The 8,829-nt window shown below is 61.9% G+C and carries 8 protein-coding genes; 2 read left to right on the plus strand and 6 right to left on the minus strand.

Annotated elements, in window-relative coordinates:
* The first annotated feature begins 801 nt into the window (after positions 1 to 801).
* Together NF876_RS03025 and NF876_RS03030 are read left to right on the plus strand one after the other, a co-directional pair.
* Complete coding sequence (locus tag NF876_RS03025) at positions 802 to 1,071, plus strand: hypothetical protein (protein ID WP_210808484.1); 270 nt, start codon at positions 802 to 804, stop codon at positions 1,069 to 1,071.
* A 639-nt stretch (positions 1,072 to 1,710) separates the two neighbouring features.
* Complete coding sequence (locus NF876_RS03030) at positions 1,711 to 2,043, plus strand: hypothetical protein (protein WP_210808482.1); 333 nt, start codon at positions 1,711 to 1,713, stop codon at positions 2,041 to 2,043.
* Positions 2,044 to 2,284: 241 nt separating this feature from the next.
* Here the strand turns inward: NF876_RS03030 and NF876_RS03035 are convergent, their stop codons facing one another.
* The 6 genes from NF876_RS03035 to NF876_RS03060 form a co-directional block, all read right to left on the minus strand.
* Positions 2,285 to 3,667: an alpha/beta fold hydrolase gene (locus NF876_RS03035; protein WP_262267375.1), complete on the minus strand. Its 1,383-nt coding sequence runs from the start codon at positions 3,665 to 3,667 to the stop codon at positions 2,285 to 2,287.
* A 181-nt stretch (positions 3,668 to 3,848) separates the two neighbouring features.
* Positions 3,849 to 5,450, minus strand: a complete 1,602-nt coding sequence (locus NF876_RS03040) for an ABC transporter substrate-binding protein (RefSeq protein WP_262267376.1) — start codon at positions 5,448 to 5,450, stop codon at positions 3,849 to 3,851.
* A gap of 231 nt (positions 5,451 to 5,681) precedes the next feature.
* Positions 5,682 to 6,251: an Hsp20/alpha crystallin family protein gene (locus tag NF876_RS03045; protein ID WP_262267377.1), complete on the minus strand. Its 570-nt coding sequence runs from the start codon at positions 6,249 to 6,251 to the stop codon at positions 5,682 to 5,684.
* 100 nt (positions 6,252 to 6,351) lie between these two features.
* Positions 6,352 to 6,615 carry a hypothetical protein gene (locus NF876_RS03050; RefSeq protein WP_262267378.1) on the minus strand — a complete coding sequence of 88 codons (264 nt, stop codon included), beginning with the start codon at positions 6,613 to 6,615 and terminating at the stop codon, positions 6,352 to 6,354.
* Positions 6,616 to 6,820: 205 nt separating this feature from the next.
* On the minus strand, positions 6,821 to 7,489 hold the full coding sequence (locus NF876_RS03055) for a 3'-5' exonuclease (protein WP_262267379.1): 669 nt from the start codon (positions 7,487 to 7,489) through the stop codon (positions 6,821 to 6,823).
* A partial coding sequence (locus NF876_RS03060) for a DUF294 nucleotidyltransferase-like domain-containing protein (RefSeq protein ID WP_262267380.1) occupies positions 7,490 to 8,829 on the minus strand: 1,340 nt, incomplete at its 5' end.

Raw genomic sequence — 8,829 nt, forward strand, 5'->3', positions numbered from 1 at the left:
CCCGCGCTCATGCTAGGGGGATGTTCAGTCTCGTGGAGCGGTCCCACAGGCTGTTGCCCTCTCTAAAGAACAGAGTGCGTCTTCATACTCAAACAGCACGAGGCCATCGCTGGTCTGAGCACCGAAGCGGTGGCAGGACGGGTTGAAGACGAGAATAACCGTGCCGGTGAAGCGGGGATTGCCAGGACCGATTGTGATCAGACCCGCACACCAGAGGACGGAGGCCAGGAGGCGCTTTGTCATCGCGGGCCCCCTCGCATAACTGGAGAGCACGCCCAGATCGACGCTGGACGAACTTCAGGAACACTATAGCCGCTTCAGGCGGCTATAGTGTTCCCTCCTCCCCACCGCGGGCACATGGCTGCCGAAAGAGTCAATCTTCTCCCCTTGAGAGGCCATCTCGAGCCATCGTCTTACGGGCCTACCTGAGCACCTCGCCATTTGCCCACTCAGCTTGCCTGAAGATGTGCTGACGCTTAGAGAACAGCACCACGCTGTGAAATGGAACATAATACAACAAGCGCGCACTTGACCCTGATGTGAAACGGCACCAGTTGTTGCCCTCGCGCCGGAGAGGCGCAATCTCATTATCCAACAACGTAAATTGAACTACGCCGTGGACGTGAAGGGCCAGATCCTTGGCTCAAACTGCCAAGCGATTGTCCCTGCCGATCAAGCATCGACCTCTGGATTGAGTAGGATCCTGACTGAAGGATAGGGTGATGCAAGCACCTATGGCGGCTCAGGAAGCTCCGATGGCCGATCAGGCCGCCGATAGGAATGACATGCGAGCAGCCAACGATGGCTTCGTCAAGGCGCTTTCTCTGCCGGCTCGATGAGGATATCTCGACAGCATGCGCCGATGGTGACGCCGCCGCGGCGCTGCATGAGAACAATAAGTCGGTGGCGATCGGACGGGTAGCGGTCCTTGATTGCAGGAAAGTGGTTCCGTTCGATGTCTTCTCCGAACTGTCAGTGGTAATGCCCGATCCTGCAATCAAGGCGAGCGGCCCGATCGTCCGGGTGATGGGCTTCGAGAAGGTCCGGGAGAGAATGAGGGATGGCAGATAGCTGATCGCGGATCACCATGCCAGCAAGGCGGCGGAAGACCTCGCTCGAGCGGGCTGAGAAGGTGCCAGAGACCTCTATTGACGCACTGAGGAGCATCGCCAATCCCTTATGTGTGGGAGCAACCTATGTCTCTCAAACGCGCTCTCTTCATCGCCCTTCTCTTGGTGGCGCCTGAACTTCCGACGGAAGCCCACGACATCTATTCAAATCTAAAGGATCGATGGGGAAACGATTGCTGCAACGACCAGGATTGTCGCCCTGCACCGTACCGCGTGTCTTCTACTGGTGTGCAGATGCATGTCGACGGAGTCTGGATCGATGTGCCGGATGGGAGGATTCAATACCGGTCTCTCCCTGGTGACACCGGCGGGACACGCGGAGGGCATTGGTGCGGCACGGCTCATAACGATCCGGATCATAGGATGGCCCATATTACCTACTGCGCCATCCTTCCTCCCAACTCCGCATCTGCATCTGACGGATACCAGGAGTAACGCCTACGACCACCCAGACGAGGAGGTTGTGATGCTTGCCCTCCTACTCTGCCTTCCGGTTCTCTTGTTGCTGATGAGCCTTTGTCAGGCTCGCCCAGTTCGCCATGCAGCATTAACGCAAGTGTGCCCTGCGGGACAACAGTCCATGCCGGAACTGAATGGGCTCATCTTACGCACCAACCCCCAGGTGCTGGCGACCGGCAGATTGATCAAGGGTCTATACTACTCCTATGGGCCCACTGGTCCGTATGATATGGTCGCGTTCTATATGGCGTGCGATGGTCACTCTGAGCCTGCTCCGTTCGCAGTGACAGAGTTCCAGTCACGCCAGCTCTTCTTTGATCGCGATCGAGATGGATGCGCGGATGTGACCGAGACGCTACCGCAGCCGGAAATCGATCCGGCGGATTTCCTCCCTTCCGTTAATGACGTGGAACAGCTTTGTAGCGAGGACACGGTCTCTTCCCTCATGCGTTAGGCCGGGGTCTCGTTATTTTTCCGATCCCCGGGCAGACGAGAGGATGAAAGGTTTTACGCCGCGAGGTGCTGTTCGGCTCGTCAACACCGAACCGATCATAGAGCCATCTGAGGGTCTCCACCACCGGGAGCGGGACGATGTCGTCCTTGCCATGGAACAATCAGACCCACCTGCCCACGGGATTGGACACGAAAAAACCGCCAACGTCACGGCTGTTTGGGCCCGCCCTTCAGCCCCCCCGCTAGCCAAGAAATGCCGTCAGCTCTTCAAAGAAGCGTTCAGAGGCCGGTTCACCTTCGCGAAAGAGATGATTGTGGCCGGGGAGCACCACGAAACGAGCGCCAGGAATGTCGGCGGCCATCGCCCGCCCAGCCGACACAGGAGCCATGCGGTCATCGCGAACATGCAGGACCAGCGTCGGCGTCCTCACCTTCGGCAACAGCTCGCGTACATCCAGATCGCAGATGGCCTCGTAGTATCGAGCCGCGCACTCCGGTGAACATGAGCGCCGCTGGAGCTCGTTGAACGACTCGAATTCGTCCTTCGTCGCGTCTGGCATCAGTTGCGACGTGAAGAGTTGCCGGAACGATGGATCGTTAGAGCCCCATTCCAAGCGCATCAACGTGTTCAGCGCGATCTGGCGCTCCCGCTCGCCTGGTGAGCGCTTCCGAGCCCCGACAGCAACGCCGCCATAGAGAATGAGATGCGAGACACGGTCTGGGTGCCGGACGGCGTAGGCAATGGAGACAGCGCACCCCTGCGAGATGCCGAGAAGGACAAAGCGAGCGACCCCGGCAGCATCGACCACGCTCTCGAGATCGCTGACCCATGCCTCCACGGAGAGCTCACCCACCTCCCAGTCGGACAGCCCGTTGCCGCGGGAGTCGTGGCGGATCAGCGTGTAGCGGCGGGCAAGGCGCTCGAGGACGTAATGCCAGACCGGGCTTTCCCAGTCGTATTCGAGATGGCCCACCCAGTTGCCGGGTTTGACCAGCGGCGGGCCGTGCCCGATCTTCGCCCACGCCAGCCGCACGCCGTCCGGCGCCCGGCAGAAACTGATTTCCTGCTTCAGGTGCGAGCTGCCGATCCGTGTGGTCCTGAGCCCCTCGCCGGGACGCACGGCATAGACATGGATGGGGCGCGAGATGTTCTTCACGCGCTGCTGCCCCCGGTCCTCGAAGCCGCAGTCAAGCTTGCCCGCGACCTCCTCGAAGACTTTCCCCGACACGACGATACATCCCGGCTCAGCGAGAGTCTGAAGCCGGGCGGCGATGTTCACATCGTCGCCGAAGATGTCGCCGTCGTCTTCGACAAGAATGTCGCCCAAGTTGATCGCGATCCTCAGGCTCATCGGACGAAGGGAAATGTCTTGCTCCCGCGCTGCCACTTCGCCCTGGATCGCCACAGCGGCTTTGAGAGCCTCGAGCGGGCTGGCGAATTCGGCCAGGAAGCCGTCCCCCATCGTCTTGACGATCCGCCCGCTGTGGGCGAGGACCTTCCCTTGGATGATCTCCCGTTGAATGCCCTTCAGTCGCGTAAGGGTGCCCTCTTCGTCGCTCTCCATGATGGCGGAATAGCTGACGACATCGGCGGCCATGATGGCGGCAAGACGGCGTATCGTCATGGCATCCCCCTGCTTGCGTAGGCAGAGCCGGTGGGAAGATGGGTGAGCGTACCCGATAGCGCCAGGCGTGAGAAGGGCCGCAGCCACGGTGGACACCGCCCATCCGTGCATAGGATTTCGTCGCTCGGACAATGATCCCAAGGCGATCGTAAGCTGCGCCGCTCGGGGCAGGAGGCCGCCCTTACTTGCCCTGGATGTCCGCCCCGTAGAAGGTGTGGCGGCCGAAGGGCGAGAGCTTGAAGTCGGTCACTTCCTTGCGGACCGGCTTCAACTGCACTGCGTGGGCGATGGTGAACCATGGCGCCTGCTCCTTGAAGATCACCTGCGCCTCCTTGTACAGGTCGGTGCGCACCTTCTGGTCGGTCGTGACCTTCGCCTTGGTCACGAGGTCGTCGAAGGGCTTGTAGCACCACCCCGCGACGTTCCCGCCGGAGATGGTCTCGGCTGAGGCGCAGCCGAGAAGGCTGTGCAGGAAGTTGTCCGGATCGCCGTTGTCGCCGGTCCAGCCGAGCAGCCCCATCTGGTGCTCGCCCGCCTGCATCCGCTTGCGGTATTCGCCCCACTCGAAGCTCTTGATCTCGGCCTTCACGCCAATCATGGCGAGGTCGGCCTGCATCAGCTCAGCGATACGCTGGGCATTCGGCATGTAGGGACGCTGCACCGGCATCGCCCACAGATCGGTCTCGAAGCCGTTCGGATAGCCCGCCTCCGCGAGGAGCTTCCTGGCGGCATCCGGGTCGTAATCGTAGTCCTTCACGGCATCGTTGTAGGACCACATCGACGGGGGGATCGGGTTTTTCGCCGCCACGCCCGTGGAGAGGTAGACCGTGTCGATGATGGCCTTCTTGTTGATCGCCATGCTCACGGCCATGCGGACGCGCACGTCATCGAACGGCTTCTTCCGGGTCTGGAAGGCGAGATACCCGACATTGAGGCCTGGCTGCTCGAGGATCCTGATGTCTGGGCTCTTCCTCATGGTCTCGAGGTCGGCCGGATTGGGATAGGGCATGACGTGGCATTCGCCCTTCTGGAGCTTGGCCCAGCGGACCGAGGCATCCGGCGTGATGGCGAAGACGAGATCGTCAATCCTGGCGCGGCCGCCCCAGTAGTCGTCAAAGGCCTTGTAGCGGATCAACGCATCCTTCTGGTATTGGACGAGGTAAAACGGGCCGGTGCCGAGCGGTTCCTGGTCGATTTTCTCCGGCGTGCCCGCCTTGAGCATCGCGTCCGCATATTCCTTCGACTGGACGCTCGCCCACATCATGGCGAGGTCGGCGAGGAACGGCGCCTCGGGCTGGTTGAGCGTGATGCGGATGGTGTAGGCGTCGACCTCCTCGACGGACCTGAGCTGCTTGGGCATGCCCATGGCGTCGAAATAGGAGTGGTTGGGACTCGTCACCTTGAAGTACGGGTTGTCCTCCTTCCACTGGCGCTCCAGCATGAAGACCACGTCATCCGCGTTGGCGGTACGGGTCGGCTTGAAGTTCTTGTTGGACTGCCATTTGGCGTTATGGCGCAAGTAGAAGGTGTAGACGAGGCCGTCCTCGGAGATCTCCCACGTCTCGGCGAGGCCGGGCACCACCTTCGTGCCGCCGCGCTCGAACTCGACGATCCGATCGTAGATCTGCTCGCTGGCGTCGGATGAGGTGCCTGTGGTGTTCACGCCGGGATAGAAATTCTCGGGGCTTCCCTCGGAGCAGTAGACGAGGGTTTTACCTGAGAGCGGTGCTGTGGCCAGAACGGCCGGCACGCAGAAGGTAGCGAGAAGGGCTGCTGTCTTCATGGGATCCTCCACACAGCCCCCGCTCGGCCACACTTGCAATGGCCTATGCCGGTCAAGAGGCGATGAACGGCGTATCCACCGATCGCATGAGGCCCAGTCCTATGCCCATGTCGATCTGTCCGGTGGCCCGTTCATAGTATCGACGCCTGCGCCGTTCCCTGCAAGGGAGCGCCAGCGGTCAACCGTCCGGCCTCAGGATGGAACCGTCATGATTTGATGCCAGTCGTGGCGCTAGGTGCCAGGAGATCGATCCTTCGTGCCGGCGGCTGTCTGGGACTCGCTCGCACCACCTGCAGCTTGGCCCGGCTTGCCTTGCACCTGGATCCGTCGCGAGCGCTCCTGCCGTTCGGTCTTCGGCACGGTCACGGTCAGGACGCCGTTCTCGAAGCTGGCCCGGACCTGCTCGGACTCGACAGTGTAGGGCAGCCGCAGCGAGCGCTGGAACGTGCCGTAGGAGCGTTCGACGAAGTGGAAGTTCTCCTTGTCGTCCTTGCGCTCGAATTTCTTCTCGCCGCGGATGGTGAGCACGTCATCGTCGAGGCTGACGTCGATGTCCTGCTCGGTGACGCCGGGCAGCTCGGCCGTGATGTGGATCTCCTTGTCCGTCTCCGATACGTTTATGCTGGCATTGACGAAGGCGCCGACATCGCCCTGGCCCTGACTGCCGGCTGACGCTGGCAGAGCGGTGCCGCGGAAAACATCGTCGAAGAGGCGGTTCATCTCGCGATGAAGCGAGAGGAAGGGATCGCCGGGAAACATTTCGCCGCCGGGGCGGTAGGGAGTCATCGGATTGCGGGCCATCGTGCGTTCCTCCTCATGCATTGCGCGATCGGAGTGGGCCGTCGTAGCGTGGCGGGCATAGGGCCTCGCGGCACCGGGACGGGCTTGCGCCCCGGCGCGGTCAGGCCGCGAAGGACTGGCCGCGTTGCTGCATCCAGAGCTGGTTCAATAGGTCGAGATAGGGCTGACGCCTCTCGCAATGAGCGACCCTGAGTTTTTCCCTGATGTACTGCTTGATTTCCTTGGCGTTGGCGCTGTTCTCGACTTTCTCCAACTCGACCTGGTGCTCGAAGTCGATGTGGCCCAGCGTCCGCGCGACCTCCTTCATCATCAGGTCAAGGCTGGGCGAGTACATCCGGTACTGCTGGCTGGCGTGATTGGACATGTTTCCCTCCATGATTGGTCGTCATTGTCTGGAGTTACGTTGATCCAAGAACCTTACGCTGTATCGGGCCAGTATCGTTGCTGCGGAGCAAAGAGAAACTCCGTATTTTTACGGAGGTAGGCTTCACGATCCTGCCCGACGCGTCACGTGAGCGAGTCCAGCAAATCCCCTGATGACGTACCCGATGGCCAGCGCCCCGCTGAATTCAGGCGCCGATCGGGGCCTCCTGCTGGACGGTACGCTCGCGCCCTATGCGGGCGCCGCGCTTGTGCATGTCCCTGAGCTGCACGTACATCATGGCCGTCATCAGGGCATCGTTGAAGGGATCGTGCAGCGCGAGGCTGGGAATGCCCAGATCCGACAGGATCGAACGGAACCGGAGATCGAGCACCGTACCCGGTGGGGCACCGCGGTACTTGAGGGCGTAATAGAGTTCCGAGACCTCGATACGGCGGTTGGGCAGCTTCGCTTCGATGTACCGGAGGACATACCTGTCGAGCATGCGGACGTCGAAATCCACGTAATAGCCGACGATGGGACGTCCACCGATGAACCGGAGCAGCTCCGGCAATACCTGATGCATGGGGCGTCCCTCGGCCACGTCACGTGCCCGGAGCCGGTGGACCTTGATGGATTCCGAGGTTGGAACCCGGTCGGCCCTGATGAGGGCCCTGTAGGCCTCGCTCGTCATGATCCGGTTGCCGCGGACGCCGATGGCCGCAACGGCGATCACCTCGTCGACCCGCGGGTTGAGCCCGGTCGTCTCGCAATCCAGGACCACGACCTCATCCGGCGGTCCCGGCTCGAACAGGAACCGGTAGGTATGATCCGCCAGGGTCGCGCGGTAGAACAGGTTGCGCAGCCAGCGCCGCATTCAGAATGCCCCGAGCTTGTAGCGGCTGTCGATCAAGTCGCGGAACTGACGAACCACCCGAAGGGCATCGCGCAGGATATCCCGCTCCACGGTGGTGATCCCCTCCAGGCGCAGCAGGGCCTCCGACTCGAGTTCCCCCTTATGCAGTGCAAGGAGCTGGGATCGGAGCCGGAACTCCATGAAGACGTGCAGGGCACCGGTCAGCTCCCGTCCGAATGCAGGCTCCAGGGTGCCTGCCCTGACGAGCGCCTCAATCCGGACGGCCGTCGGCGTCTCGAGGATGCCCCTGTCGATGGCGAGCGTGCGCACGCCGTGCACGATCGGAAACGTCCCGGCCTTCTTGATGTCGATTGCGTCCGGGCCTGCGCCGACACTTGCCATAAGGGTGCCGAGAATGCCCAGGTTGGGCGTCGCGAAGGCCTCGATCAGGGATGCGAACCGTGCCAGGAGAGCGGCCTCCCCGCGCATGAGCTCGAACAGGGTCTCCTTGGCCCGGGTGAGGATGTCCGCCGGACCCGCCACGGCCACCGCATCGACAAAGATGGCGATGTTCATCATGGCCTCGGGATCCCCGCGGAGAACCCAGGCCTTGAGCTGGCGAATGAAGCCGTCCAGGGACTGCGACCAGACCGGATTGCGCACCATGACATTGCCGGGACAGGGCGGAAAGCCGAACCCGTCCAGCGCGCTTGAGAAAGCATCCCGAAAGCGGGCGAGGTCGGACGCCGGGACATCCCTGTCCAGAAGGATGGCGTTGTCCTGGTCGGTTCGGACGGTCTGCTCGCCACGCCCTTCCGATCCCATCAGCAGCAGGCAGCCGGTCTCGCGGACCGTCGGGGGCGCTGACATCTCGAATACCCGCCTGAACAGCCGCCGGTTCAGGTCGGACGTCATCTCGGCGATGACATCGACCTTTATTCCCTGACGGTGAAGGCGCTCGACCTGTGTCTGGATGTCCCGGGTGGCAGCGGCCAGATCATCGATGCTGCGTGCGCGCTCGATCCGCCCCGGGATCAGTTGGGAGTTGCCCGCGAACAGGCCGAGGATGTCGATGTCCTCCAGAAAGCCGAGATAGTCACCGTTCGAACGGATCGCGAGGCGCCGCTTGTCGTGCTTTGTCATCAGCAGCAGCGCCTCGAACAGGAAATCATCTCGGTCGACCGAGATGACGTCGAAGTGGCAGGCTTCCCGGACCGCGGTTTCAAGCGGGAGCCGACGCAGAACGACCGCTTTCGACAGGTTCATGCCGGTGACAACGCCGATGCGTTGACCATCCCGCACGAAGAGGGCGTTGATGTCGTTGTCCCTCATGCAATGGCCGGCCTGCTCGATGGTGGCCC

It is taken from the genome of Microvirga yunnanensis (assembly GCF_025460875.1).

Coding starts and splice junctions, on each gene's coding strand:
- NF876_RS03025 (WP_210808484.1), top strand. CDS start 802: ATGGCTTCGTCAAGGCGCTTTCTCTGCCGGCTCGATGAGGATATCTCG.
- NF876_RS03030 (WP_210808482.1), top strand. CDS start 1,711: ATGCCGGAACTGAATGGGCTCATCTTACGCACCAACCCCCAGGTGCTG.
- NF876_RS03035 (WP_262267375.1), bottom strand. CDS start 3,667: ATGACGATACGCCGTCTTGCCGCCATCATGGCCGCCGATGTCGTCAGC.
- NF876_RS03040 (WP_262267376.1), bottom strand. CDS start 5,450: ATGAAGACAGCAGCCCTTCTCGCTACCTTCTGCGTGCCGGCCGTTCTG.
- NF876_RS03045 (WP_262267377.1), bottom strand. CDS start 6,251: ATGGCCCGCAATCCGATGACTCCCTACCGCCCCGGCGGCGAAATGTTT.
- NF876_RS03050 (WP_262267378.1), bottom strand. CDS start 6,615: ATGTCCAATCACGCCAGCCAGCAGTACCGGATGTACTCGCCCAGCCTT.
- NF876_RS03055 (WP_262267379.1), bottom strand. CDS start 7,489: ATGCGGCGCTGGCTGCGCAACCTGTTCTACCGCGCGACCCTGGCGGAT.